The sequence below is a fragment of the Halomonas sp. SH5A2 genome (assembly GCF_014263395.1).
Classification (GTDB): Bacteria; Pseudomonadota; Gammaproteobacteria; order Pseudomonadales; family Halomonadaceae; genus Vreelandella.
In genome coordinates this window covers 2,871,130-2,893,673 of record NZ_CP058321.1, presented here as the reverse complement: position 1 = coordinate 2,893,673, position 22,544 = coordinate 2,871,130, and the positions used below count along the sequence as shown (strand labels likewise).

Here is a 22,544-nt window from a genome sequence, read left to right as displayed (position 1 = left end):
TTTATTTAGCGATAATACCCCGATTGGCAAGCAACAAGTGAGAAAACCCATGCGCCCGCTGGTGGCCCATATTGATCTAGACGCGCTGCGTCATAACTATCAGCTGGCGTGTCAGTGCGCGCCGCATAGCCGCTCGGTAGCGGTCATCAAGGCAGACGCCTATGGTCATGGCGCGCTTGAGTGCGCACGTACCTTGGCAGCGGACGCCTCGGCGTTCGCCGTGGCGTGCCTTGAAGAGGCAGTGACGCTGCGCGAAGGCGGTATCACCTCACCGATTATCCTGCTGGAAGGTATCTTTAGCGCCGACGAGTTGGCGCTGGTGGATGACCACCGGCTTTGGATGGCGGTGCACAGTGCCTGGCAGGTTGAGGCGCTGCTGGCCTTTTCGCCGCGTGAACCGATCCCTGTCTGGGTCAAGGTAGACTCCGGCATGCATCGATTGGGGTTTGCCCCAGACGAAGTCAGCGACGTCTGGGTGCGGCTGAGCGAGGCGCCGCAGGCATCGTCGCTGCACCTGATGAGCCACTTTGCCACTGCGGATGCCGCCGATAGCCGCTATTTCCAACAGCAGATGACGCTATTGCAAGCGCTTGCCACCACGCTTGATGCGCCGCTGTGTCTGGCTAATTCGCCCGCTACACTCGCTTGGCCGGTGGCCCACGGGGCCTGGAACCGGCCCGGCATTATGCTGTATGGCAGCAATCCGCTGGAAATGGCGACGCCTGCCACTGACCAGCTGCGTCCGGTAATGACGCTGCGCTCTGAAATCATTGCCCTGCGCGATGTTGAAGCCGGCGAGCCGGTGGGCTATGGCGGCCGCTGGCAGGCACCGCGTCGCTCGCGCATCGCGGTGGTGGCCGGAGGCTATGGCGATGGCTATGACCGCCATGCTCAGGATGGCACCCCGGTGTTGGTAAACGGCCAGCGCTGCCCGCTGGTCGGCAAGGTCTCGATGGATATGTTCACGGTGGATGTCAGCGACGTGGCCGATGCGGCCATTGGCAGTGAGGTCGTGCTGTGGGGGCGCGCAAGCAATGGCACGGTGCTGTCGGTCGACGACGTTGCCCGCCACTGCGATACCATCAGCTATACCCTGCTGACAGGGGTGTTGCCCCGCGTACCGCGCCGTTATCATGGCGCTTTTGTATAAATGGCGAGACACATGTCAAGTTCATCGTATCCCCGTTCTTTCGCCCACCCGCGCTTTTGGCCCACCTGGGTGGCCATTGCATCCATGTACGTTGTGGCATGGCTTCCCTGGCGGTTGAACATTGCCATTGGTTCGGGCATCGGCCGTTTGGCCTGGCGGTTTGCCAAACGCCGCCGGCATATTACCGACGTCAATATCAAGCTTTGTTTCCCCGAAAAAAGCCCTGACGAACAGCGCCAGCTGGTAAAGCAAACCTTTATTGCCAACGGTATCGGGTTGGTGGAAACCGCTGTTGCGTGGTGCCGAAGCCCCGAGGATTTTCGTCATCGCGTGGCGTGCATCGGCGAAGAAAATCTTGCCAGGGCTCAGGCGCAAGGGAAGGGTGTGCTGATTATTGGCGTGCATTTTTCGCCGCTGGATTTGGGGGGCGCGCTGCACTCGCTGTTTTTTCATTCGGATGCGGTCTACCGCCCGCACAATAACCCGTTGTTCGACCGCTTCATGACCCGCGCCCGTCTGCGCGTGTTCGATCAGATGATTCATCGCCATGACCTGCGCAGCGTCATACGACGGCTGAAAGCCGGGCACTCGGTATGGTATTCGCCCGACCAGGACTTTGGTCGTGATGCCAGCGTGTTCGCTCCGTTTTTTGGTCAGCAGGCCGCGACGGTCCGGTTAACCGCCAAAATTGCGCGGATGACCGGGGCGCACGTAGTGCCGTTGATTTTCTACCGCAACCCCGATAACCGCACCTACACCTACGAGTGGCTGCCCGCGCTTGAGGATTACCCCAGCAACGATGAAGTGGCCGATGCCACACGGATCAATGCGTTTATCGAGCAGGCGATTCGCCAGCACCCCGAGCAGTATCTCTGGCTGCATCGGCGTTTCAAGACCCGGCCCGAGGGTGAGCCGGGAGTTTACTAGTAGGGCTCTCTCAGTCGAGGTTGCGCGAGTAGAAGATCTCGAGCATTTCTTTGCGCAGACGGTCTTCAATGTTGCGCGCTTCCTCGAAGGTGATGTCCCGGCTCGAGGTGCCGAACAGGTAATTATCCAGCTCGAAGTCCTTGAGCAGCATCTTGGTGTGGAACATGTTTTCCTGGTACACGTTCACGTCGATCATTTGATAGGCGTGCTTGGTGTCTTCGGCTAGGTAATCCTGGATCGAGGTGATGTCGTGGTCGATAAACAGCTTTTTGCCGTCTACGTCGCGGGTAAAGCCGCGGACGCGGTAATCCATCGTCACGATGTCGGAGTCGAAGCTGTGGATCAGATAGTTCAGCGCCTTGAGGGGGCTGATATGGCCACAGGTCGATACATCGATGTCCAGGCGGAAGGTGCTGATGCCGTTATCCGGATGGGATTCAGGATAGCTGTGCACCGTGACATGGCTTTTATCCAGGTGCGCAACCACGGTTTCGGGCAATGGCCCAGGCCCGGGTTCTATTTGCTCGGGATCTGTGTCATCCAGCTCATGTTCGGCAATCAGAATCGTCACGCTGGCGCCGTGGGGCTCGTAGTCCTGGCGTGAAATATTCAGCACATGGGCGCCAATGATGTTGGTCACATCTTTGAGAATCTGCGTTAGCCGTTCGGCATTGTAGAGCTCATCGATGTAATCGATATAAGCCGCACGCTGCTCTTCTGTCTTGGCGTAACAGATGTCGTAAATGTTAAAGCTTAGCGAGCTGGTCAGGTTGTTAAACCCGTGGAGTCGGAGATTATCTGACACGTCCGAACCTCCCTATGGCAGATGAAAACACCCCGACGAGCCAACGTCGGAACCGATCATGCGTTCGCCACGCATGGTGATGAGCACTTAATCCAACACCCGTTAATCCCAGGCGCTCAATAAGCGGGCGTATTATGCCCGCCCCAGGCGCGGGATGCATCCAACCGGGCAAGTTTTTTGGCCTGTTTACCCAAGCGTGAACGCTTTTCAATGCAACGGCGCTCAGGCGTCGACGATCTCGTAAGAGTGGGTGATCTCAACGCCGCCGTTGGTCAGCATGATCGATGCACTGCAGTATTTCTCTGCAGACAGCTCGACAGCGCGCTGGACCTGTTTTTCTTTCAGCGCGCGACCGGTGACCACAAAGTGCACGTGAATGCGCGTAAACACCGAGGGCACGCTATCGGCGCGCTCAGCGTCAAGCTCTGCCACGCAGTCGGTGACGTCGGCGCGGGCCTTGTCGAGAATGTTCAGAATATCAAACGCCGTGCAGCTGCCCATGCCCATCAGCAGCATTTCCATGGGGCGTGGGCCGGTATTGCGGCCGCCATGATCGGGTGGGCCGTCAATCACTACACTGTGGCCGCTGCCCGACTCAGCGACGAACTGGCGACCATCTGTCCATTTTACCCGTGCTTTCACGTTGCTCTCCTCATTTCAGGCCTCATTCAGGCGGCTAGCTGACAAAAAGTAAGTCGCGCAGCATAACATCTCTTGCCTGGTGCACACTGCCTCAATGTGGCGGCCAGCAACCCTCGGCAATCATCAGGCGCTCGTCGACGTTTGGGTTGTAAATATATACCCAGGCCTGGCCGAAACGGGTCGCGAGTAGTTGACGCTGGTACTCGCCCTGCTCAGGCGCCTCATGGCGGTGATCTTCCAGAGCGTCAAGGTGGGCAAGCTGGCTGGCCGTCACGCGATAGACCTCAAGGCTTACGCCGTGGGATGCCTGCCATTTTGCACCGGGGTAGGGGCCGATGTCGTAGAGGGTCAGCGCCGTGCAGCTATCGACTCCCAGCCGGGTCGCTGTCGACAGCCAGTGGGCATTATTCAGGCCTTGCTTCAGCGTGCCGTATACCGCCACCAGGGGCGTAGTGGCCACGGCATCTTCCAGGTGTCTGGCGGTCATTGCGCGCCTCGTCGTTCTTGCAGGTGAGTGTCCAGCTCGGCAAGCCGCTCGGGGGTGCCCACATCGACCCAATGCTGTGCGGTGTGTTCGCCGCTGACGCGCTGGCTGTCGATGGCTTGTTTAAGCAGCGGTGCCAGGGCAAAGGCGCCCACAGGGTGATTCGCCACCAGCGCCGGGCGAATCAGGCTGATACCCGCGAAGGTCAGGCGCGGGGCAGGGCCTTTATACACCCGACCGCCGCGCAAGGCGAAGTCCCCGTCGGGGTGATGCACCGGGTTATCCACGAGTACCAGATGCGCCAGATCATCCTTCGCCAGCGCTTTCATGTCGGGAAGGTAGTCGCACCATATATCACCATTGATGAGTAAAAACGGGTTCTCGCCTAGCAAAGGCAATGCCTGAAGAATACCGCCGCCGGTCTCAAGCGGCGTGGCTTCACGGCTCCATTGGATGGAGACGCCGTGTGCGTGGCCGTCGCCCAATGCTTCGATAATCTGCTCGCCGCGGTAGCTGACGTTGATCACCACCTGATCAATGCCGGCGCGTTTGAGCCGCTCCAGGTGGTGGACGATAAGCGGCTTGCCAGCGACGGTCAGCAAAGGCTTGGGGCAATGGTCGGTGAGTGGGCGCATGCGCTTGCCGAGGCCGGCCGCCAGAATCATTGCCTTCATTCGCCTGCCTCGCTTAAACGTGCGGTGATGGCGGGGCGCAAGGTGTTGGACGCCCAGTGGGCGAACTCGGCATGGGCGGGCAGGCCGGCCAGGCTGTCGTCCAGGTGGTTCAGGAAGTGTGGCAGTCGCGCCAGGTACCCCGCTTTTTGGTCGCGCAGGGTCAGACGGCAGAAAATGCCCAGCACTTTAAGGGTACGCTGGGCGGCCATTGCCTGGCTCTGGCTGAGAAAGGTATCGGCATCAATGTGTTGCGACAGGCGGCCATCCTGTTGAGCCTGTGCGTGAAAGGCGCGAATAAATGACCCAAACTGCTGCTCACTAAAACGAAGGTAGCGTCCCCGCAGCAGCGAGATGGCATCGTAGCTGATCGGTCCGGCGACGGTGTCCTGAAAGTCGATCATGTAAAGACGCTGATCCAACACCATTAAATTCATGGCGTCAAAGTCGCGGTGGACGCAGACCATGGGCTGGGCCAGGGATTGTTCAATCAGTTCGGCCCGCAGCGTCGTCCAGCTCTCAGGCGCCTCGATGCCGAGCCACGCGCCGAGACACCACTCGGGAAACAGGTCGAGTTCACGGCCCAATAGCGCGGCGTCATAAACGGGCAGTGCCTCGGGCGATACACGATTTTGCAAATCGGCAATCAGTGATAGTGCCTGATTATGATAGCCTCTTATACGCGCATCATCAGTAAACAACTGTTGTAAGGGCGTGCTACCCAGATCGTCCAGCAGTAAAAAACCCTGCTCCAGGTCGGCCGCGTGTACTTGAGGGACAGGTAATCCTGCGCTGCGCCAGCGTCGAGCGATGGTCACGAACGGTTGACTATCTTCCTGCTGGGGTGGGGCATCCATGACCACTCGGGTCGTGCCGTCGGGTAGCGTTAGCCGGAAATAGCGCCGAAAACTGGCGTCACCACCGGCCGGGGCAAGGGAAATAGCGTCTATGAAAAGACCGTGTTGTTGCGCGGCCCATGAAATAAGGGCGTTAATCCGCGATGAAGACATGCAAGCTCCTGGCTGGTCGGGCATGATGCGGACTGTATAATACCGATTCTCGATGCCAAGGATAACGAACATGGGCAAGCGATTTTCGCGCGCGGTGCCAGTGGCGCAAACATTGATGGGCAGTTTGTTGGCAAGCGCCTCTTTTTCTGTCGTGGCACAGAGCGAGCCACTCTCGGCGGAGGCGCTGGACTGGCAGCCTTGGGGACGAGAAGAAGCGGCAACCCAGCTATGCCGTGGGCGTTACGTCATGCCCGGCTACCGCCTGGCGGAACAGGACAACCCCGAAACGCTGGCCGCGGAAGCCACCGAAGCGGATTACGACATCGACGGTCAGACGATCCTGCGTGGTGACGTGGTGTTGCGGCGTGCCGACCAGGAAGTGGAAGCTGAGCGTGTCAGCATGCCCGCTGACCGTGAGCGGGTGAACGCCGAGGGCAATATTGCGCTGCGTGATGGCACCTCCTTGGTGCGCGGCAATACCGCTGAGATAATGCTCAACGAAGACCGCACGCAGTTGGACGATAGCCAATTCGTGTTGTATGACCAGCATTTGCGTGGCCAGGCCGTTCAGTTGGAACAGTTGGAGAAAGACCAGTATCGCCTGGAGGATGCCCGCTTTACAACATGCGATCCCGGTGAAAATACCTGGCACCTCGTCAGCAGTGATATTCTTCTGGACCAAGCCAAAGGCTTTGGTACTGCGCGTAACGCCCGTCTGGAAATCAAGGACGTACCCGTGATGTACGTTCCATGGGTGCGTTTTCCGATTGATGACCGACGCCATACTGGCCTGTTGACCCCTGCGCTCAGCGTGTCTGGCGACGGTCTCGACTATACCCAGCCGTTTTACTGGAACATCGCGCCCAACCGTGATGCGACCATCACGCCACGCTGGATGAGTGACCATGGCCTGCTGCTGAACGGTGAGTTCCGCTATCTGCTTGAAGAGGTTCGGGGAACGGTGGAGGCGGGTTACTTGAACAGTGATAACGGGGGTTCGGGTGGTGCCGAAAATCGCTATGAAGGCGAAGACCGCTGGTATTTCGAGACGCAAAATGCGGGGCGTATCAACCCACGTAGCCGCTATAGTTTAAATTACGGTGCCGCCAGCGACGGGCGTTACTTCGACGATTTTGGTGGTGAATTCGGCAGCAGCGACCGCGTCAGCATGGAACGTCTGGCACAGGTCGATTACCGTGGCGAACGCTGGCAACTCGATGCCGGGGCGCAGGGTTTCCAGCGTCTGGATGACCCGCTTAACGAACGCAACAAGCCTTTTTATCGTCTGCCAAGCTTGACTGCCAACGCTCGTTGGCAGTTGGGTAATGGTTTCTACAGCCAGTGGCGCTCCAACGCGACCTATTTCTGGCGTGATGTGAACGAACAGCGCGTCATCGAACGCGAATCGGCGATAGGTAGTCGTGTGCACCTTACCCCGGCTGTGGGATGGCGCTTCGAGCGTCCTTGGGGATATGTGGAACCGCGCACTGAGCTGTGGCACACCGATTATCAGTTGGATTACGGCAACCGGATGACCGAAAACAGCGAATCGCCGAGCCGTAGCATTGCGGTGACGACCGTTGACAGCGGCCTGGTGTTTGAGCGTGAACTGGCGCTGGGCGGGCGTGACTACCGCCAAACTCTGGAGCCCCGTTTGAACTATGCCTTTGTGCCGCGTACCGACCAGAGCGAGCTTCCTAGCTTTGACAGTAGCGAGCGGCCTTTTTCCTGGAACCAGCTTTGGTCAGCCCAGCGTTTTTCTGGTTCCGACCGGGTGGGTGATTTGAACCGACTGTCGTTGGGGGTTGAATCACGGTTGCTTGCAGATGAAACCGGCCGCGAACGACTGTCCGTTGGTGTTGGGCAAAGCGTCTACTTCGACGAGCGAAGAATAGATATTGAAGGCAACGCCGATGAACTGCCAGACAGAGGCACAGAAAGCCGCTATAAAGCCACCCGTGATCGCTCGCCGCTGGTGACACAGGTTGACTGGCAAATTAATGATCGTTGGAGCACCGGCTACGAGTGGCTCTATGACGACAAGCGAGAGCGCACAGAAAGCTCGACCGTCGACCTACGCTATCGTCACCCTCAGGGCCACGTAGTGAACCTTGGCTACCGTTGGGAAATCGAAGATTTTAACCCTGGCGTAGAGCCCAGTGATGACGATTTCCGCAATTATGATCGTGAAGAATGGGACCTATCTTTTGCCTGGAAGGCCACTCCACAGATTGATCTGATCGGCCGTTACCTTCACGATCAAACCAATGACCGTTCGCTTGAGCAACTAGCGGGTGTGCAGTGGAGCGACTGTTGCTATGGCCTGCAGCTGGTATGGCGTGAATGGGTCGATGACAGTGACACAGCACGTATCGACGACGACTTTAATGACCGCGGTATTTTCCTGCGCTTTGTATTCCGTGGTTTAGGCGGCGTTGGCCAAAATGCCGATGGGTTCTTTGAACAAGCCATTCCGGGTTATCGCCCTGCGCCTTTATAAATTAGCCTTTAGAATGGCGACTGATAGAGACTTAAGTTATGAAAATGAGAAAGACCTTGTGCGCTCGCACCACGCTGCTTTCGCTGGGAGGTGCGTTGGCCCTTTGTATGGCGGCTGCCGTTCCGCTGAGTGCTCAGGCCCAAACGTCGGCGCCCACTGAGCGCCAGGCGCTGGACCGTGTGGTCGCTGTGGTCAACGACGGCGTTATCATGCGCAGCGAGCTGGATAACCGATTGGCTCAGGTCGAAAGCCAGGCACAGTCGCGGGGGGAATCACTTCCTTCTCGTCAGCAGATGGAATCACAGGTGCTGGAGCAGATGGTTCTCGAAGAGATTCAGTTGCAGATGGCCCGCGATGCCAACGTCAATATCGACGATACCGAACTTAACCGGCAAGTCCGCTCCATCGCCGAATCCAACAACATGAGCCTTGAAGAGTTTGCCGATGCGGTGGAAGCCGATGGCATGACGCTGGCCAGTGTTCGTGAGGACGTGCGTAGAGAAATGTTGATACGCCAGGTTCAACAGAGCCAAGTAGGCAACCGGGTCAATGTCAGCGACAGCGAGGTTGATCGCTATCTGAGTCAGCAGATGGGTCAGGTAGGCGAAGAAGCCGTTATCCAGGAAACCCGTGCTCGCCACGTGCTTATTGAGCTGACCCCCACCCGAGATGAACGCCAGGCGCGGGCACAAGCCGAAGAAGTGCGCGAGCGCTTGGCCCAGGGCGAAGACTTCGCCGCGGTGGCCCGTGAAATGAGTGACGACGACGGTAGTGCGCTTAATGGGGGTGACCTTGGCTGGCTGCGCCCCGGACAGACGGTGCCGGCGTTTGAAGAGGCCATGCGCGAGTTATCTCTGAATCAGGTCTCAGAGCCGGTTCGTTCGCAGTTCGGCTACCATGTTATCGAGGTGCTCGAGCGCCGTCAGCAGGATGTGGCTCAGGAAGCCCAGCGTGAAGAAGTGCGGCAGTCGATTTTCCAGCGCCGTGCCAATCAAGAGTTGGCAACCTGGCAGCAGCAAATCCGCTCGCAAGCCTTCGTTGATATTCGTCTTTGATGAAAAATCGTTGCCCAGCGCCGTTGGCGATAACCACCGGTGAACCTGCCGGTATCGGGCCTGAGCTGGCGCTGATGCTGGCCGCTCAAGGGGCCTTGCCCGACGGTAGCGTCGCGATTGGTGACCCGCAGATGATGCGGCAACGCGCCGCTGCACTATCGCTTGAGGTAGATCTTGTCGAAGTATCGCCGTCGCACACGCTGCCGGCGCAGCGGTCGGCAACGCTGCCGGTCTGGCCGGTCGAGCTTGCTGAACCTGCGGTTCCCGGCGTGCTCAACACGGCTAACAGCCGCTACGTGCTGGAGACATTGGCGTTGGCCGTGACGGCTTGCCAAGTCGGCCAGGCGGCGGCAATGGTCACCGCGCCATTGCACAAAGGCGTGATTATCGACGCAGGCTTTTCAGGTTTTACCGGGCATACAGAATGGCTGCGCGACGCCTGCGGCGTTGATGAGGTGGTCATGATGTTGGCCACCGACCGCGCCCTGCACGCCCAAGCGCCTGGTTGGCAGGGCAATGGTGATCTGCGCGTGGCGCTCGCGACCACGCACTTACCTCTGCGTAAGGTGGCGGATGCCATTACCTTTGAGCGCGTTGTGCGTATCGGCCGCCTGTTGGCCGCCGATCTGCGCCAGCAGTTTGGCTTGGCCGCGCCGCGAATAGCGGTATGTGGCCTGAACCCCCATGCCGGTGAAGATGGCCACCTGGGGCGCGAGGAGTTGGATATCATCATTCCCGCTCTTGAGGCGCTGCGTCAGGAAGGCCTGGATATCACAGGCCCTTTCCCCGCCGATACGCTGTTTACACCGCGCCATCTGGCCGGTGTCGATGCTGTTTTGGCCATGTATCATGATCAGGGATTGGCGGTGTTAAAATATGCAGGCTTTGGGCAGGCCGCCAACATCACCCTGGGCTTGCCGCTGGTACGTACCTCTGTCGATCATGGCACGGCATTAACGCTGGCAGGTAAGGGCGTCGCTGACCCCGGAAGCCTAAAGGTGGCGCTATCATTGGCGCGGCGGCTCGCCGACCAACGTGCCGTCTCGTTGGGCTAGCACCGCGCGACGCAACAATGCAGTTATTCAGGCCTTTTGGCCAACGACCGACCCCCAAGGAACCGTGTTAGATGTCTCACGCGCCTCAGCAGCACCGCGCCCGCAAACGCTTTGGTCAGAACTTCCTCCGTGACCTGGGGATCATTTCACGCATTGTGCGTGCGGTTGGCCCCCGCGAAGGCGACCGACTGATTGAAATTGGCCCGGGTCAGGGCGCACTCACCGAACCGCTGTTAGAGGCCGCCGGTGCGCTTGAGGTTATCGAGCTCGACCGGGACCTGATTCCTGGTCTGCGCGTGCAATTTTTCAACTATCCAGATTTTGTCATCCATGAGGGCGACGCGCTGAAGTTCGATTTCACCGTCCTCAAAGGAGATGGCCCCGCTCTGCGCGTGGTGGGTAACCTGCCTTACAACATCTCGACGCCGCTGATTGTGCATTTGCTGACCATGGGCGATGCCATTGCCGATATGCATTTCATGTTGCAAAAAGAGGTAGTGGAGAGGCTGGCGGCCGAGCCTGGCGGCCCTGACTGGGGGCGTTTATCGGTCATGGCCCAGTATTATTGCCAGGTCGAGCAGCTGTTTATTGTCCCGCCTGAGGCCTTTGTGCCACGCCCAAGTGTGGACTCCGCCATTGTCCGTCTCACCCCCCACGCAACGCTGCCCCATACGGCCGATGACCCTGCGCTGCTGTTTGAGCTGGTCAAGCTTGCCTTCGGTCAGCGGCGCAAAACGCTGCGCAATAACCTGAAAGGGCGAGTGGGTGCCGATGTATTGGAAGCGCTCGGCATTGACCCGGTGCGCCGTCCGCAAACGCTGACAGTGGCCGAATTCGTGGCGCTCGCCAACCGCGTGGCAGCGAATGAAGGGGAGAGCACGCAATGAGCGACTTGGCGATCGATGTCACGGTGACTCCCGAATACCGCGCTGAAGAGTCGAGCGAAGCGGAGTCACGCTACGTGTTCAGCTACACCGTCAGCGTGCACAACGGCAGTCCGCACAGCGTTCAACTGATGGCACGCTATTGGAAAATCACGCATGGCAGCGGCGAACATCAGGAGGTGCGCGGCAAGGGCGTGGTGGGTCAGCAACCGCTGATTGGCCCGGGCCAGCGGTTTCGCTACACCAGTCGTGCTGTGTTGCAGACGCCAGTGGGGGTCATGGAAGGCGTCTACACCCTGCTGGATACATCGACCCAGCGGGTCTTTGAAGTGGCGATTCCTACCTTTCGACTCGCAGTACCTTATCAACTGCACTAAGACCTGAAAGGCCTTTAACAATGAGCACCTATGCGATTGGCGACCTGCACGGCTGTTATAGCGAATGGATGGCCTTGCTGGACAAGCTCGGTTTCAACCCGGCGCAGGATACCCTCTGGCTGGTCGGCGACCTGGTCAACCGTGGCCCCGATTCACTGGCCTGCCTACGCGAAGCTGAAAGGTTGGGTAGTCGCGTTCGCTGCGTACTGGGTAATCATGACTTTCACTTGCTGGTAGCCGCGCGGGGCGGCGGCAAGGTCAAGAAGAATGCCAGTCTGGAGGCTGTATTGGAGGCGCCTGACCGCGAGCGTTTGCTCGATTGGCTCCAGAGTCAGCCATTGGCGGTGCGTGAAGGGACCCGGCTGATGACTCACGCAGGCCTGCTGCCCCAGTGGGATCTTGCCCAGGTGGAATCACTCTCCGACGAGGTGCAGGCCGCATTGGCGAGCGAGCACTCGGGGCGCTTTTTAAGCCAGCTTTACGGTAACCACCCGGCTCAATGGGACAACGCGCTTGATGGCATGGACCGCCTGCGCTGCATTGTCAATGTGCTCACCCGCATGCGCTTTATCGATGCCGAGGGACGACTGGATTTCGATGCCAATCAGGGTATTGAAAGCGCCCCAACGGGGTTTGCGCCGTGGTTTCGATTTCCCCGCGACGATGACCCTCAATTGCTGTTTGGTCACTGGGCGGCACTCGGTGGAGAAACGCCTGACGCCCGAGTTCGCGTTGATGCCCTGGACACCGGCTGCGCCTGGGGCGGGGAGTTGACCGCGCTTGACCTGGCGACAGGCGAGCGTATCAGCGTGCCAAGCCATAAATCACAAGGTTCACCGCGATGACGGGTGGCAGCGATCCACGTATCGCCGGGCTTGAGGTTTACCGAGTGGGCGGGGCGGTGCGCGACAGGCTATTGGGCTGGCCAGTCTATGACAACGACTGGGTGGTCGTGGGCACCACACCCGATGAGATGCTCAAACGCGGGTTCAAACCGGTGGGGCGCGACTTTCCGGTGTTTCTCCACCCTGAGAGCGCCGAAGAATACGCCCTGGCACGCACCGAGCGAAAAGCCGGGCATGGCTACGCGGGCTTTGAAGTGATTGCCAACCCCGACGTTACCCTTGAAGACGACTTGCTGCGCCGCGACCTGACCGTCAATGCGATCGCGGAAGCCCCTGATGGCACGCTGATCGACCCTTTTGCCGGCCAGCAGGACATTGAACAGCGACAGCTCCGGCATGTCTCCCCAGCGTTTCGCGAAGACCCGCTGCGAGTGTTGCGCACGGCACGCTTTCTGGCGCGTTATAAAACGCTGGGCTTTGCGATTGCGCCGGATACGATGACGCTGATGGGCGAGGTCAGCCGCAGCGGGGAGCTTGCCTACTTGGCCGCGGAGCGGGTGTGGCTAGAAACCGAAAAAGCGTTGGGCGAAGCGCGGCCAGCGAGCTATTTCTCAACGCTTGACCAGTGTGAGGCGCTGTCTACCTGGTGGCCTGAATTAACGCGTGGCAGCTTGAGTGATTGCCTCAATGCCATGGCGCCGGGGCTGGATAATGATGCGCTGGCAAGCGCCGAGTGGCGCTATGCGCTGTTGGTTTCGCCACTGGACGATGCCGCGCGTGAGTCGCTGGCCAAGCGGCTGCGGTTGCCAAACGCGGTGGCGCAGCTAGCGCGACATGCGGCCTTGACCCGACAGTTGGTGGCGGATGCGCTTGATGCCGCGGCGGTATCTCATTGGCTGGAGCGCCTGGATGCCTGGCGTAAACCCGCTCAGGTAGACACCCAATTAACGCTGGTAAAGGTGTTGGCCCCCGCGCATGGGAGCGTATTGAACGGTGCTTGGCAGGCCGCGCAACAGGTAAGCCCGCAGTCATTAATCGCAGAGGGCTTTCAGGGCGCCGAGCTGGGTGCCGCGCTAAAAGAGCGCCGTCACTTGGCTATCGAGACGGCGCTGATTTGACGGTATAAGGTTAGCGACCCAGCGCCTGCCGTGGTGCTGGGTCGGCCTGGGAAATCCACTTGCCATGCCATTCGAAATCAATTGCCCACAAGCGCTGAGTACCCAGGTCGAAGTCTGCCCAAAGGGTTGCGTAGGGTGTGCAGCAGTGGGGATGGCAGCAAGTGGGCAGTAGTTCGGCCAAGGGCTGCAAGACAAAGGCGTTGTAGTTGATTTCGGCGCGGGGCAGCGTGATCCCGTCGACGATACCGCAGGTGTCACCCACCGTCAGCAGATCGATGTCCAGTGCGCGGGGGCTGTATTTTGCCATTTCGGGCGTTCGGCCATGGTCGGCTTCCAGCTGTTTGGCCCAGGCCTGAAGTTCGCCGGGTCTCCAGTCGCTCTGAAACGCCACCACCAGGTTGAAAAAATTGCGCCTATCACTGAAACCCACGGGTTCGCTCTCGAACACCCGCGATATCTCAAGCGAACCAAAGGTATCGGCCAGCGCATCAAGGCATAAGCGGATATGTCTGGCGGGCTCGATATTGCTGCCCAGGCTCACGGTCACTAAGCTCATGGGGCGGATGCTCCGGTTTCTTCGGGGAGCGTGCCGCGGGTGATTTCCAGGCCGACGCTGCGTGCATTGGGGACTGCGCCGGGTTTGTGGACGGTAAGTCGCAGCCAGCTGATTGGAAAATCATTACGTAGGCAGGCGGCCAGGCGCTCGGCGAAGGTTTCCACCAAAGCAAACTGATGAGTATCAGCAAACTGTTGAATCCGCTGACAAATGGCAGCGTAATCCAGCGTCAGCCGAAGGTCATCGGTAGCCGCCGCCGAGCGGATATCGGCGGCCAGCGTTAAGTCCAGACGCAGCGACTGATGAATGGTGCGCTCCCATTCGTAGACGCCAATGATGGTATCTACCTCAAGCGCTTCGATGAAAATGCGATCCATGGGCCTTCCCCAACACTACGAGCGAGCGATTGTACGTGAGCAAAGCGCTCAGCAACAGTAGCCAACGTGAGCACAATGGCATGATATGGATACTAGTGGGGTATGTAAGCGGTAGTTGGCTAGCGGCACTTAGCGTCTGCCGCTGGGCTGGGCTGCCCGACCCCCGTCAACACGGCTCGCGCAACCCCGGCTTTTCCAACGTGCTGCGCTTGTACGGCGCCCGTTTGGCAGCAGTCACCCTGCTGCTGGATGCGCTAAAAGGCATGCCTGCGGTGCTCGCTGCCAAGCTGCTGGACTTTCCCGTCTGGCTTCAAGGGGTGGTTGGGTTAGCCGTCTTACTGGGCCACAGCTACCCGTTATGGCATGGGTTTCGCGGTGGCAAGGCAGTGGCCAGTGCGTTCGGCGTACTACTCGTGTTGGTGCCCGCCGTGGCGCTAATCACTGCCCTGGTCTGGGCCTTGCTCGCCTGGCGGCTGAAAACAGCAGCTTTAGCATCGCTTTGGAGCGCTATGGTGGCGCCGCTGGTATGTGGTTGGCTGGCGCCGTCTTATGTGCTGGTGGTTGGCGGGTTCAGCCTGCTGGTGCTGACCCGCCATGCACTGAATATTCGTCGGCTAAAGCGCGGTGAGGAGCCACCATTTCGGGGTTAATGCGCTGGGGAATCGGCAGGCGCTGCCAGTTCGGCGAGCGGCCAGCGCGGCGTCGCTTGCATGATGCCGCTAGCGTCCTGCTCACCCGCTTGCAGTCGCTGGGCGCCCACATAGGCAATCATCGCACCGTTATCGGTGCAAAAACGCCCGCGTGGGTAGTAGGCCTTTGCCCGGCGTTTTTCACAGGCCTGGGCGAGTCGTTCGCGGAGACGATGATTGGCGCTTACGCCGCCCGCCACAACCAGCCGTTTAAGGCTGGTTTGGTCCAGCGCTCGGCGGCACTTGATGACCAGGGTGTCGACCACGGCTTCTTCAAAGGCGCGGGCAACGTCAGCACGGGACTGGTCATCCAACTCGCCAGCCGTTTCCAACTGGCGAATCGCTGTGAGGGTGTGGGTTTTCAACCCTGAAAAGCTAAAGTCCAGCCCCGGGCGGTCGGTCATTGGGCGGGGAAAGCGAAAACGCTCAGGGTCCCCTTGTTCGGCTAGCGCCGCCACATGAGGGCCACCGGGGTAGGCGAGCCCGAGCATTTTGGCGGCTTTGTCGAAGGCTTCGCCAGCGGCATCGTCCACAGATTCGCCGAGCAGTTGGTAGTTGCCCAGCCCTTGAACGTTTACTAGTTGGGTATGGCCGCCGGACACCAGCAGCGCCACAAACGGGAAGTCGGGGGCGTCGTCTTCGAGCATGGGGGCTAGTAAATGGCCTTCCATATGATGCACGCCAAGCACCGGAATGCCCAAACCGCGGGCCATGCCATGTGCAGTGCTGGCGCCCACCATTAATGCACCGACCAGCCCAGGGCCAGCGGTATAGGCGATGCCATCAAGGTCGTGGCGCTCGAGCCCGGCATCATTCAGGACTTGCTCGATGAGTGGTAACAGCTTGCGGGTGTGGTCGCGTGAGGCCAGTTCGGGCACAACGCCACCGTAATCGGTGTGCATGGCAATTTGGCTGTAAAGCGCATCGGCGAGCAGGCCTTGGCCGCCGGTCAGCGAGGTATCGTAAATGGCGACGCCAGTTTCGTCGCAGGACGTTTCAATGCCCAGTACGCGCATAGGACAATAACTCTGTGAAAAATAGTGGCAGTAGTCTAGCATCCTCAGTGCTGAGTGGGTGTTAGCATTTGCAAAGCGTGTCCAGCAGGATTAGAATATTGTGCGCTGTAAAAATGAGTCGTGCACCGTGCTCGCATACATGCGTAACGATGCGCGTACTATCCGAACTCAAGACTCCTTAAGGTAGGTGAGTGCTTAATGCCTTCTGTAAAAGTACGTGATAACGAGCCGTTTGACGTCGCCCTGCGTCGCTTCAAGCGTTCTTGCGAAAAAGCCGGCGTTCTCTCTGAAGTACGTCGTCGCGAGCACTACGAGAAGCCGACTGCTGAGCGCAAGCGCAAAGCGGCTGCGGCCGTAAAGCGTCACGCCAAGAAGATTCAGCGTGAACAAAAGCGTTTCGAACGGCTCTATTGATCCGTACCGAAACACGCTGTGTCACGCATAGCGTGTTTCTAGAGGGATGCCGAGCGGCCGCCATCTAGGTGGCCGCTTGTTTTGCGTTTATCAAAGCGTATCTAAGGTGATCGGGCATAGTCTTTTATGACGATAGTGTCTGATGACATTAGGTTCGCGAATCAGCGCCCCGCGCGAGGATGCCTGCATCCATGGCTGGCCAAATTCCACAGCGTTTTATCGACGATCTGCTAGGCCGCGTTGATGTGGTGGAGGTGGTCGGCGAGCGTGTGCAACTGAAAAAGGCAGGTCGCAACTATTCGGGGCTATGTCCTTTCCATCAAGAGAAAACCCCTTCGTTTACGGTGAGCGCAGACAAGCAATTTTATCACTGCTTTGGCTGTGGGGTACACGGCAATGCGCTGCGTTTTTTGATGGAGTACGACAAGCTGCCGTTTCCCGAGGCGGTTGAGCAGTTGGCCGGGCGGTTGGGCATTGAAGTGCCCCGGGAGGGGGCTGATGACCCGCGCGCTCAGCAACGCGAAAAAAAGCGTAAAGAGGGCGTTAATCTTCTTGAGCTCGCTGCCAGCTTTTACCGCGAGCGGCTTAAGATGCAGGAGGGGAGCGAAGCCAAGCGGTATTTGCATGAGCGTGGCCTTTCCAGTGACGTCATCAGCGACTACGGCATTGGCTATGCACCAGGGGGCTGGGAAGCGCTCAAGCAACATCTGAGCGAGCGGGGTATTAGCGAGTCGGTACAGATTGAATATGGTCTGTTGATTCACCGTGAAGACACGGGGCGTACCTACGACCGCTTTCGTGACCGGGTAATGTTCCCGATCCGTGATTTGCGCGGTCGCACCATCGCTTTCGGTGGCCGGGTAATGGGTGATGGTCAGCCCAAGTACCTTAACTCTCCGGAAACGCCCGTGTTTCATAAAGGGCGTGAGCTTTACGGCCTTTATGAAGCCCGCCAAGCTTCCAGCAGGCTTGAGCAGTTGGTGATGGTCGAGGGCTACATGGACGTTGTCGCGCTGGCGCAATATGGCATTCATAATGCCGTGGCCACTCTCGGCACGGCCACCACGGAAGACCATTTGAGTCGCCTGTTCCGTCTCGTGGGGCGCGTGGTGTTTTGCTTTGACGGCGACCGGGCTGGCCGTGAGGCGGCAAGTCGGGCACTCGAAACCGCGCTGCCGATGATGATTGACGGCCGAGAGGCACGGTTCTTGTTTCTGCCGGAAGGCGATGACCCGGATACACTGGTGCGCCGCGAAGGAACCGAGGCGTTTCAGGACCGCGTCACCTGTGCAATGCCGCTGTCTGAGTTTCTCTTCGAGCAGGCAGCCCAGGGGCGTGACCTGAATACCGTGGAAGGTCGAGAACGGTTTGCCAGTCGGGTGCTTGAAGCATTGAACAAAGTGCCGGATGGCATGCTCAAATCATTGATGCTCGAGGCGTTAGCCAAGCGTAGTGGCCTGGCTCAAGAGCAGCTGAAAGAACTGCTTAAAAAGCGTGTAGAGGCAACAACGCGCCAACAGCAGGCCCGTGCAGAGTCGGTTGAATCCTCCGGTACTGCGGGTACTAAGCAGGAGAGTGCGCCAGCGCGTCGGTCGGTTCGTGAACAAGCGCTGTCGCCGGTTGGGCGAATTGTGCAGTTACTGCTTCACGAACCCGGCCTGGTGGCGAGCCTGCCGGAAAGTGACGCCTGGTTGCCAGATAGTGACGGGCCACAAGGCAGTGATGCGCGTCTCTGCAGAGAGCTGCTGGGGCTCTTGCGGGCTGGACGTTATCGCAGTCCCCAGGTGGTTTTGGCGCACTTTCAAGGCAGTGAAGAGGGTGCCAGGCTGGCTGAATTTGCAAAGCGGGAACTGCTGATTCCCAGGGCGACGCGGGAAACAGAGCTAACGGGATTGGTGGCGCATCTGAGTCATGTACAGCGCCAGCAATCGCCGCGAGAGGAATATGAAGCATTGCTGGCGCAAGAGCGCGACGGGCAAAAGCTTGATAAAGAACAGCGTCAGCGTCTGGCAAGCTTGGTAATGGAACTGTCCCGGCGACCGCATTAACGCTACATGGAGAGAGGCGGGTTGAATTATCACTGTGCCGCCTCCAGATCAAGTGCCACGGGTTAAAAAAGTGGCTAACCAATCAACCTAACACACCTGAATGACAGCGCAAATACACGAACTGGAAAAACTCAAGCCAATCACGCTATAATGTTAGGCTTGTTAGGTTTTTACATCAGCGCTTCAGGTGCTTCATTCTTCTTCGTCGAGATAGGGTTTCTATGGCTGGAAATGCACAGCAGCAGTCGCGTCTGAAGGAGTTGATCGCGCGCGGCAAGGAACAGGGTTACCTGACCTATGCCGAGGTCAACGACCATCTGCCCGAGGATATCGCCGACCCGGATCAAGTGGAAGACATCATTGGCATGATCAACGACATGGGTATTAGTGTCGTTGAAGAAGCGCCAGATGAAGACACTTTGATGATGTCGGATCACTCCACGGACGAGTCCGCTGCGGAAGAGGCCGTTGCGGCCCTTGCCGCCGTGGAAAGCGACGTCGGTCGCACCACCGACCCTGTCCGCATGTACATGCGGGAAATGGGCACGGTTGAGCTCTTGACTCGTGAAGGCGAAATCGAAATCGCCAAGCGGATTGAAGAGGGAACACGCGAAGTCATGTCGGCGCTGGCCTATTTGCCGGGTGCCGTGTCCTCTATTCTGGACGCCTACGACGCGACCCAAGACGAGGAGGCCCCCGGTCGGTTGTCAGACCTCTTCTCTGGTTTTATCGACCCGGATGAAGGAATCCCTGGCGTGGCGGAAGCAGAAGTGCCCGAGCCGGAGCCTGTATCAGAGGTTGATGACGACGTTGAAGGCGACGACGAAGATGATGACTCCACCGCGAGCGAAGGCGGCCCGGATCCCGAAGAGGCGCGTGCGCGTTTCGAACAGATTCGTGAGCAGAACGCAGCGGTAGAAGCGGTCTTTGCCAAGCACGGTCGTGGAAGTACTGAGCTGAAAGCAGAGCAGGCGCGTCTGGCAGTGCTGTTCTCCCCGATCAAGCTGGTGCCCAAGCATTTCGAGCGGTTGGTGGGTCAGGTACGCATTAGTATCGAACAGGTGCGTGCCCAGGAAAAAGCTGTCATGCAGATGTGCGTGAAGAAAGCCAAGGTGCCGCGCAAAACCTTTATCAAGTCGTTTCCGGGGAGTGAGTCAAGCCCGAAATGGCTGGATGCGTTTCAGTCCGAGCAGCCCAAGTACGCTGATCGCCTGGAACCGCTGCGCGCCGATATTGCCCGCTGTCAGCGCAAAATTGCCTTTGAAGAGGACATGGTGCAGCTAAATGTGTCTGATCTGAAAGAGGTCAACCGCAAGCTGTCGATCGGTGAAGCGAAAGCCCGTCGTGCCAAAAAAGAGATGGTGGAAGCCAACCTGCGTTTGGTGATCTCGATTGCCAAGAAGTATACCAATCGCGGTTTGCAGTTCCTGGATCTGATTCAGGAAGGCAATATTGGTCTGATGAAAGCGGTCGACAAGTTTGAATATCGCCGTGGCTACAAGTTTTCGACCTATGCCACCTGGTGGATTCGCCAGGCGATTACCCGGTCGATTGCCGACCAGGCCCGTACTATCCGTATTCCGGTTCACATGATCGAAACGATCAACAAGCTCAACCGCGTATCGCGTCAGATGCTGCAGGAAATGGGCCGCGAGCCGACACCGGAAGAGCTGGGTGAACGCTTGGAGATGCCGGAAGATAAAGTCCGCAAGGTGCTCAAGATTGCCAAAGAGCCGATCTCCATGGAGACGCCCATTGGCGACGACGACGACTCGCACCTGGGTGACTTTATCGAAGACGGCACCATGTTGCTGCCGATCGATCTGGCTACTGGTGAAGGCTTGGTCGAAGCCACACGCAATGTGTTGGGTGGCTTGACGGCGCGTGAAGCCAAAGTGCTGCGCATGCGGTTTGGTATTGATATGAACACCGACCACACCCTTGAAGAGGTTGGCAAGCAGTTCGATGTGACCCGCGAGCGAATTCGTCAGATTGAAGCCAAGGCGCTTCGCAAGCTGCGTCATCCGAGCCGTTCTGAGCCGCTGCGTTCGTTCCTCGACGAATAACGCATAGCACTTCAAGTCGAATCAAAAAGCCCGCCGTTCAATGAACGGCGGGCTTTTTGTATGGTGATTGTGTACGCCAAGGGTGTGTTGCGCTATAGCGACGACGACTTGCGCGATTGATGGACTCGGCGGGCAAGTAACAATAATTCCAAAGTGGCGATTAAAATTAAACTGTAACCGAGTAACTCCACCAGTTCTTCCGCGGCGCTCTTGAAGGTTCCTGAGTAGCTATCTTCAAGAATCGCTTGCCAGAACGCCTGCCGTCCATATAACCGCGAAAAAATGTAGGTGGTAAGTACACCCGCTGTGAACAGGCCAAAGGCAAAGGTGTTGCTGTAGTGGGCGAACTCCCCAAGAAAACGTCGGCGCTGCTTGATTACCCAACCGAGCGTCGGAAGAATGATCAGCGCAACAAGCACTTTCCAGGTGTCGTCAGCAACAAAATTATCTAAAAAGTGGTCCTGTTCGCGCACCAGAGAGGCGGCCAAATAAGCTAGCAGCAGCAGCGTGACGGTGGGCCAGACGTTAAGTACCTGACGAATGTAAATCAACATGGCGCAGCAGATGGCCAGCACCAACGTTTGGCTAAATTCAGTAAAGCCCCACTCTGAAAATCGTGCTGAGGGCAGATAGAGCGCTTCTAAATAGGCACCTTGTGCGATAGCGCCAATAAATAACACGTACAGCACGGCACGCAAAAAAACGGCTCGAAAGCCGATGGGCCAGGAAGGGGGGGGAGACATACCAACGTCCTTTGTGGGTAAGCAGCAGTGCTTAGTAGACATAAAACATTTACGATTGAACTTTCATTGTATCGTCATCTTTATGTGATCGCACGCCGAGTTCGCATGGCGTTGGCCGGGGCGCAGTGCTGGACGAGCGGTTAACGCCATTGAGTGTCAGGTAGTACCTGACCAATATGCTCGACAAGGTAATCCACCAACTGGCGTATCTTAGGTGAAAGGTGACGGTGGCGGGGGTAAACCGCCCATACCCCAGTATCGTGGTGCTGAAAGGGTTCCAGTACGGCTACCAGCTCACCGCTGGCGAGATAAGGCGCGACGTAATAGTCAGGCAGTTGCGCAAGGCCGAGTCCCTTCCGTGTGGCGTCGAGCAGGGCTGGCCCTGAGTTGGCCTGCCAGCAGCCGTTGACCTTGACTTCACGTCGCTGGCCATTGACCTCAAACAGCCAGTTGGGCCGCGAACCCACCAGGCAGCGGTGCTGGCTCAGCTCGCCAAGCGTATGCGGGCGTGTCGCCTGGCGAAAGTAGGCTTGCGAGCCGACAATATATTCGCGGCGTTTGCATAGGCGGCGCGCAATCATGCTCGAATCCTTGAGCACCCCCATGCGAATCGCTATATCAAAGCCCTCATCAATCAGCTCCACCGGACGGTTGGTGAAGTGCATCTGCACGTCCAACTGCGGGTGCAGGCATTGGAAGTCGTTGACCAGCGGCGCGATATAGCGCTCTCCAAACGTCGTCGCCGAGGTGAGTTTCAACACGCCGTGAGGCTTGCCCTGCTGTTCGCTCAACGCCTGTTCGGCATCACGCAAACCGTCGAACAGGTGTCGGCAGTGTTCTACATAGATAGACCCAGCATCGGTCAAGCGGATCTGGCGGGTAGTGCGGTACAGCAACTGAACGCCCAACTGGTTTTCGAGTTGGCTGACCAAGCGGCTGATGTGAGAGGTCGATACTTTGAGGTGGCGCGCTGCCGCCGAGAAGCTTTCAAGGCGGACCACCTCAATGAAGGCTTCAATTCTGTCCCAGCGCTGCATGGAGTTTACCTGCCGTTAAGTTGATTGTTGCACACTGGCAATAATCTTATGAGTGTATCCCGCTTTATCCCGATC

23 protein-coding genes are annotated in these 22,544 nt (G+C 58.3%); 13 read left to right on the top strand and 10 right to left on the bottom strand.

Going from position 1 to position 22,544, the window contains the following annotated elements:
* Window positions 1-49: 49 nt before the first annotated feature.
* Both alr and lpxL read left to right on the top strand, forming a co-directional pair.
* Window positions 50-1,150: an alanine racemase gene (gene alr, locus HXW73_RS13440; protein WP_186253571.1), complete on the top strand. Its 1,101-nt coding sequence runs from the start codon at window positions 50-52 to the stop codon at window positions 1,148-1,150.
* A 12-nt stretch (window positions 1,151-1,162) separates the two neighbouring features.
* Window positions 1,163-2,077 carry an LpxL/LpxP family Kdo(2)-lipid IV(A) lauroyl/palmitoleoyl acyltransferase gene (lpxL, locus tag HXW73_RS13435; protein WP_186253570.1) on the top strand — a complete coding sequence of 305 codons (915 nt, stop codon included), beginning with the start codon at window positions 1,163-1,165 and terminating at the stop codon, window positions 2,075-2,077.
* 10 nt (window positions 2,078-2,087) lie between these two features.
* On the opposite strand, the gene speD is transcribed toward lpxL, so the two are convergent.
* The 5 genes from speD to HXW73_RS13410 form a co-directional block, all read right to left on the bottom strand.
* Window positions 2,088-2,882: an adenosylmethionine decarboxylase gene (speD, locus tag HXW73_RS13430; RefSeq protein ID WP_186253569.1), complete on the bottom strand. Its 795-nt coding sequence runs from the start codon at window positions 2,880-2,882 to the stop codon at window positions 2,088-2,090.
* A gap of 222 nt (window positions 2,883-3,104) precedes the next feature.
* Complete coding sequence (locus HXW73_RS13425; protein ID WP_066319734.1) at window positions 3,105-3,524, bottom strand: OsmC family protein; 420 nt, start codon at window positions 3,522-3,524, stop codon at window positions 3,105-3,107.
* 91 nt (window positions 3,525-3,615) lie between these two features.
* Entirely contained in the window at window positions 3,616-4,011 is a 396-nt protein-coding gene (locus HXW73_RS13420) for a gamma-glutamylcyclotransferase family protein (RefSeq protein ID WP_186253568.1), read from the bottom strand.
* Complete coding sequence (gene murU / locus HXW73_RS13415) at window positions 4,008-4,682, bottom strand: N-acetylmuramate alpha-1-phosphate uridylyltransferase MurU (protein WP_186253567.1); 675 nt, start codon at window positions 4,680-4,682, stop codon at window positions 4,008-4,010. Before murU ends, HXW73_RS13420 begins: the two co-directional genes overlap by 4 nt.
* Complete coding sequence (locus HXW73_RS13410) at window positions 4,679-5,689, bottom strand: aminoglycoside phosphotransferase family protein (RefSeq protein WP_186253566.1); 1,011 nt, start codon at window positions 5,687-5,689, stop codon at window positions 4,679-4,681. Before HXW73_RS13410 ends, murU begins: the two co-directional genes overlap by 4 nt.
* A 70-nt stretch (window positions 5,690-5,759) precedes the next feature.
* Here HXW73_RS13410 and HXW73_RS13405 point away from each other — a divergent pair, with 70 nt between their 5' ends.
* The 7 genes from HXW73_RS13405 to HXW73_RS13375 all read left to right on the top strand — a co-directional run bounded on the left by HXW73_RS13405 (window position 5,760) and on the right by HXW73_RS13375 (window position 13,523).
* Entirely contained in the window at window positions 5,760-8,189 is a 2,430-nt protein-coding gene (locus HXW73_RS13405; RefSeq protein ID WP_186253565.1) for an LPS-assembly protein LptD, read from the top strand.
* Between the two features lie 38 nt (window positions 8,190-8,227).
* Complete coding sequence (locus tag HXW73_RS13400) at window positions 8,228-9,244, top strand: peptidylprolyl isomerase (RefSeq protein WP_186253564.1); 1,017 nt, start codon at window positions 8,228-8,230, stop codon at window positions 9,242-9,244.
* On the top strand, window positions 9,244-10,299 hold the full coding sequence (pdxA, locus tag HXW73_RS13395; RefSeq protein ID WP_186253563.1) for a 4-hydroxythreonine-4-phosphate dehydrogenase PdxA: 1,056 nt from the start codon (window positions 9,244-9,246) through the stop codon (window positions 10,297-10,299). Before HXW73_RS13400 ends, pdxA begins: the two co-directional genes overlap by 1 nt.
* A gap of 71 nt (window positions 10,300-10,370) precedes the next feature.
* Window positions 10,371-11,186, top strand: coding sequence for a 16S rRNA (adenine(1518)-N(6)/adenine(1519)-N(6))-dimethyltransferase RsmA (gene rsmA, locus HXW73_RS13390; RefSeq protein WP_186253562.1), 816 nt, complete (start codon window positions 10,371-10,373; stop codon window positions 11,184-11,186).
* Window positions 11,183-11,560: a Co2+/Mg2+ efflux protein ApaG gene (apaG, locus tag HXW73_RS13385; RefSeq protein ID WP_186253561.1), complete on the top strand. Its 378-nt coding sequence runs from the start codon at window positions 11,183-11,185 to the stop codon at window positions 11,558-11,560. Before rsmA ends, apaG begins: the two co-directional genes overlap by 4 nt.
* A 20-nt stretch (window positions 11,561-11,580) precedes the next feature.
* On the top strand, window positions 11,581-12,405 hold the full coding sequence (locus HXW73_RS13380; protein ID WP_186253560.1) for a symmetrical bis(5'-nucleosyl)-tetraphosphatase: 825 nt from the start codon (window positions 11,581-11,583) through the stop codon (window positions 12,403-12,405).
* Complete coding sequence (locus tag HXW73_RS13375) at window positions 12,402-13,523, top strand: polynucleotide adenylyltransferase (protein ID WP_186253559.1); 1,122 nt, start codon at window positions 12,402-12,404, stop codon at window positions 13,521-13,523. Before HXW73_RS13380 ends, HXW73_RS13375 begins: the two co-directional genes overlap by 4 nt.
* Before the next feature lie 10 nt (window positions 13,524-13,533).
* Here the strand turns inward: HXW73_RS13375 and folK are convergent, their stop codons facing one another.
* Together folK and folB are read right to left on the bottom strand one after the other, a co-directional pair.
* Window positions 13,534-14,079: a 2-amino-4-hydroxy-6-hydroxymethyldihydropteridine diphosphokinase gene (folK, locus tag HXW73_RS13370; RefSeq protein WP_186253558.1), complete on the bottom strand. Its 546-nt coding sequence runs from the start codon at window positions 14,077-14,079 to the stop codon at window positions 13,534-13,536.
* Window positions 14,076-14,456, bottom strand: a complete 381-nt coding sequence (gene folB / locus HXW73_RS13365) for a dihydroneopterin aldolase (RefSeq protein ID WP_186253557.1) — start codon at window positions 14,454-14,456, stop codon at window positions 14,076-14,078. The genes folK and folB overlap by 4 nt, the downstream gene beginning before the upstream one ends.
* Before the next feature lie 80 nt (window positions 14,457-14,536).
* Between folB and plsY the strand changes: the two genes are divergently transcribed.
* Entirely contained in the window at window positions 14,537-15,106 is a 570-nt protein-coding gene (gene plsY / locus HXW73_RS13360; protein ID WP_186256026.1) for a glycerol-3-phosphate 1-O-acyltransferase PlsY, read from the top strand.
* Here plsY and tsaD read toward each other — a convergent pair.
* Entirely contained in the window at window positions 15,103-16,161 is a 1,059-nt protein-coding gene (tsaD, locus tag HXW73_RS13355) for a tRNA (adenosine(37)-N6)-threonylcarbamoyltransferase complex transferase subunit TsaD (protein WP_186253556.1), read from the bottom strand. The two genes, plsY and tsaD, sit on opposite strands and share 4 nt — an antisense overlap.
* 198 nt (window positions 16,162-16,359) lie before the next feature.
* Here tsaD and rpsU point away from each other — a divergent pair, with 198 nt between their 5' ends.
* From rpsU to rpoD, 3 genes are all read left to right on the top strand, one after another.
* On the top strand, window positions 16,360-16,575 hold the full coding sequence (rpsU, locus tag HXW73_RS13350) for a 30S ribosomal protein S21 (protein WP_007113641.1): 216 nt from the start codon (window positions 16,360-16,362) through the stop codon (window positions 16,573-16,575).
* Between the two features lie 191 nt (window positions 16,576-16,766).
* Entirely contained in the window at window positions 16,767-18,623 is a 1,857-nt protein-coding gene (dnaG, locus tag HXW73_RS13345; protein ID WP_186253555.1) for a DNA primase, read from the top strand.
* Window positions 18,624-18,844: 221 nt separating this feature from the next.
* On the top strand, window positions 18,845-20,689 hold the full coding sequence (gene rpoD, locus HXW73_RS13340) for an RNA polymerase sigma factor RpoD (protein ID WP_186253554.1): 1,845 nt from the start codon (window positions 18,845-18,847) through the stop codon (window positions 20,687-20,689).
* 92 nt (window positions 20,690-20,781) lie between these two features.
* On the opposite strand, the gene HXW73_RS13335 is transcribed toward rpoD, so the two are convergent.
* Window positions 20,782-21,432, bottom strand: coding sequence for a hypothetical protein (locus HXW73_RS13335; protein WP_186256025.1), 651 nt, complete (start codon window positions 21,430-21,432; stop codon window positions 20,782-20,784).
* A 140-nt stretch (window positions 21,433-21,572) separates the two neighbouring features.
* Window positions 21,573-22,469: a LysR family transcriptional regulator gene (locus tag HXW73_RS13330; protein WP_186253553.1), complete on the bottom strand. Its 897-nt coding sequence runs from the start codon at window positions 22,467-22,469 to the stop codon at window positions 21,573-21,575.
* Between the last annotated feature and the right edge of the window lie 75 nt (window positions 22,470-22,544).

What these genes read in the sequence shown, in the direction of transcription:
- HXW73_RS13335 (WP_186256025.1), bottom strand. Translation starts at nt 21,432, where the DNA reads ATGTCTCCCCCCCCTTCCTGGCCCATCGGCTTTCGAGCCGTTTTTTTG.
- rpsU (WP_007113641.1), top strand. Translation starts at nt 16,360, where the DNA reads ATGCCTTCTGTAAAAGTACGTGATAACGAGCCGTTTGACGTCGCCCTG.
- HXW73_RS13420 (WP_186253568.1), bottom strand. Translation starts at nt 4,011, where the DNA reads ATGACCGCCAGACACCTGGAAGATGCCGTGGCCACTACGCCCCTGGTG.
- HXW73_RS13375 (WP_186253559.1), top strand. Translation starts at nt 12,402, where the DNA reads ATGACGGGTGGCAGCGATCCACGTATCGCCGGGCTTGAGGTTTACCGA.
- apaG (WP_186253561.1), top strand. Translation starts at nt 11,183, where the DNA reads ATGAGCGACTTGGCGATCGATGTCACGGTGACTCCCGAATACCGCGCT.
- pdxA (WP_186253563.1), top strand. Translation starts at nt 9,244, where the DNA reads ATGAAAAATCGTTGCCCAGCGCCGTTGGCGATAACCACCGGTGAACCT.
- folB (WP_186253557.1), bottom strand. Translation starts at nt 14,456, where the DNA reads ATGGATCGCATTTTCATCGAAGCGCTTGAGGTAGATACCATCATTGGC.
- plsY (WP_186256026.1), top strand. Translation starts at nt 14,537, where the DNA reads ATGATATGGATACTAGTGGGGTATGTAAGCGGTAGTTGGCTAGCGGCA.
- alr (WP_186253571.1), top strand. Translation starts at nt 50, where the DNA reads ATGCGCCCGCTGGTGGCCCATATTGATCTAGACGCGCTGCGTCATAAC.
- dnaG (WP_186253555.1), top strand. Translation starts at nt 16,767, where the DNA reads ATGGCTGGCCAAATTCCACAGCGTTTTATCGACGATCTGCTAGGCCGC.
- tsaD (WP_186253556.1), bottom strand. Translation starts at nt 16,161, where the DNA reads ATGCGCGTACTGGGCATTGAAACGTCCTGCGACGAAACTGGCGTCGCC.
- HXW73_RS13405 (WP_186253565.1), top strand. Translation starts at nt 5,760, where the DNA reads ATGGGCAAGCGATTTTCGCGCGCGGTGCCAGTGGCGCAAACATTGATG.
- HXW73_RS13400 (WP_186253564.1), top strand. Translation starts at nt 8,228, where the DNA reads ATGAAAATGAGAAAGACCTTGTGCGCTCGCACCACGCTGCTTTCGCTG.
- rsmA (WP_186253562.1), top strand. Translation starts at nt 10,371, where the DNA reads ATGTCTCACGCGCCTCAGCAGCACCGCGCCCGCAAACGCTTTGGTCAG.
- HXW73_RS13410 (WP_186253566.1), bottom strand. Translation starts at nt 5,689, where the DNA reads ATGTCTTCATCGCGGATTAACGCCCTTATTTCATGGGCCGCGCAACAA.
- murU (WP_186253567.1), bottom strand. Translation starts at nt 4,682, where the DNA reads ATGAAGGCAATGATTCTGGCGGCCGGCCTCGGCAAGCGCATGCGCCCA.
- HXW73_RS13380 (WP_186253560.1), top strand. Translation starts at nt 11,581, where the DNA reads ATGAGCACCTATGCGATTGGCGACCTGCACGGCTGTTATAGCGAATGG.
- rpoD (WP_186253554.1), top strand. Translation starts at nt 18,845, where the DNA reads ATGGCTGGAAATGCACAGCAGCAGTCGCGTCTGAAGGAGTTGATCGCG.
- lpxL (WP_186253570.1), top strand. Translation starts at nt 1,163, where the DNA reads ATGTCAAGTTCATCGTATCCCCGTTCTTTCGCCCACCCGCGCTTTTGG.
- HXW73_RS13330 (WP_186253553.1), bottom strand. Translation starts at nt 22,469, where the DNA reads ATGCAGCGCTGGGACAGAATTGAAGCCTTCATTGAGGTGGTCCGCCTT.
- folK (WP_186253558.1), bottom strand. Translation starts at nt 14,079, where the DNA reads ATGAGCTTAGTGACCGTGAGCCTGGGCAGCAATATCGAGCCCGCCAGA.